Genomic DNA, 1,827 nt, shown 5'->3' with positions numbered 1-1,827 from the left:
TGTTTGCAGGGTCGGCCGGGTCAAGGCCGGTCTGCTCCTGGAAGGCGTTTCCGAGGCCGCGCGGGAAGCCGGTACCGGGACCGCCCTTGAGCAGCTGCATCGGCCCAAACGAGGGCTCCCTGATGCCGTTTTTAATGACGCTGCTTTGGATGAAGCCGCTGAGCCCGCCCTCGGCTTTTGCAACGCGCAGGAAGATGTCGGGATCGATGCCCTCGCGGGCCGCAGCCTCGCGGATCATCGAGACGACCGAACCGCCGCCGGCGGCGGATGCCGCGATGCTGCTGACAGCGCTTGAGGCACCGAGCGGCGAACCCAGCCCACTGAGCAGCTTGGCGGCCGTCGCCGCCGTGTTCGGGCCGCCGCCACCGCCGAGGAAGTCGGTCAGCGTGGTGTCGGCCTTAAACGGCTGATTGTCGTTCGCTCCGCTGAACAGGCTTTTGACCCAGCCGAGGATGCCGCCGCCGCCATTGTCGTTGGCGGCGCCAGGAAGACCGGGGATGCCGCCGAGGGGCGATCCGTTGATGAAAACGCTGGCGGCCTGCACCTGCATCGAGGCGACGGCCTTCTGGGCGCCCAGCATCTGGCCGAGCACACCGCCGAAGCCGCCGCCCTTGCCGCTCGATGCGCCGGAGCCGAAGATGCCGAGATCCGCGATCGTGTTGAAATTGCCGCCGGTCAGCCAGTTCTTCAGCGGGTTGGTCACCGCCATGTCGAACATCGTCTTGGCGAGCTGCTGGCCGGCCTTCCTGATGGCATCCTCGATCGAGCCGCCGCTGAACAGCGCGTCGCTGATCCCGTCTATGCCGTCGCTGACCGTCGAGAAGATGTCTTCCCAGGCGGCCTTGGTCGTCTTGAGCTGCTCGTTGTAGCGGATCTGCTGGGCGATCGCCGAGTTGGGATCGTAGTCGAGGCCGGCGCCGCGCATCGTCGAGGCGACGTTCTGCTCTGTCGGCGAGCGGAACATCTGGTCGCGGTCGAACTGGAGCTGCTGCTGCAGGCTGGCCCGTGCCGTCGCATCGGCCAGCGCGGCGGCGGCTGCCGTGTTGGCGCGCATGGCCTCGGCTTCCTGGCCGTAGACATCGATGCCGAGCCTGCGGATCTCCTGCTCTGTCTTCAGGGCAGCGATGATGCGGTCGTGGGCAAGCTTGCTGGCGCCGACCAGGGCGAGCTCGGCGCGCTGCACCTCCAGATCCTCGACCTGTCCATGGATCGTGTCCCGCGCCTGCTGCAGGGCGCGCAGCTTGCCGTATTCGGTTGCCTTCTGGTGGATGCTGGCGATCTCGGCCTGGTCGACGGCGACGTGATTGCGCGCCGCCTCTTCCTGCACTTGTGCCAGCAGCTGGCTTTCGAGGCGATAGGCCTCCGTGGCCGCCGTGGTCTGCCCGACCAGGTCGAGATCGACCCGCGCGCCCGCAATCGTCTGCTGCAGATCCCGCGCGCGTTGCTGCTGGGCTTCGCTGAGCTGATGCTGCGCCTGGGCAGCCGCCAGAGCCGCGGCACTTTCCTCGCGCAGCTGCCGGACCGTGAAGCTTTCGCCCGTGAACGGCTTTGCCCGCTCCGCAGCTCGCGCGGCGTCGGCCAGTTCCTGCGGCGATCGGGCGCCGATGCGGCCGAGCGCCACTTCCTGGTCGCGCTTGAGCTGGTAGAGCGTGCCGGCGTTCTTGATGAGGTCCGCCTGCATGGCGGCGCCTTCGCCGAAATCGGGCCTGCCGCCCTTCACAACGAGCGCGTTGACGGCGGCTTGGGCGCCCGGAAGCGCCCGAGCCGCCAAGGCCGCTTCGTCGGTCAGCCGGTGAAGAGCGAGCGCCTGGCGCTCCAGTTCCTGGT

The 1,827-nt window shown here is 68.3% G+C and carries 1 pseudogene; it reads right to left on the bottom strand.

Annotated elements, in window-relative coordinates:
- A pseudogene (locus tag EN932_RS38280) lies at positions 1–1,827 on the bottom strand (hypothetical protein); the annotation flags it as partial.

Source organism: Mesorhizobium sp. M7A.F.Ca.US.002.01.1.1, assembly GCF_004022955.1.
In the GTDB taxonomy this organism is placed as follows: domain Bacteria; phylum Pseudomonadota; class Alphaproteobacteria; order Rhizobiales; family Rhizobiaceae; genus Mesorhizobium; species Mesorhizobium ciceri.
Note: the sequence above shows the minus strand (reverse complement) of the source record. Positions and strands in the feature narration are given on the sequence as shown.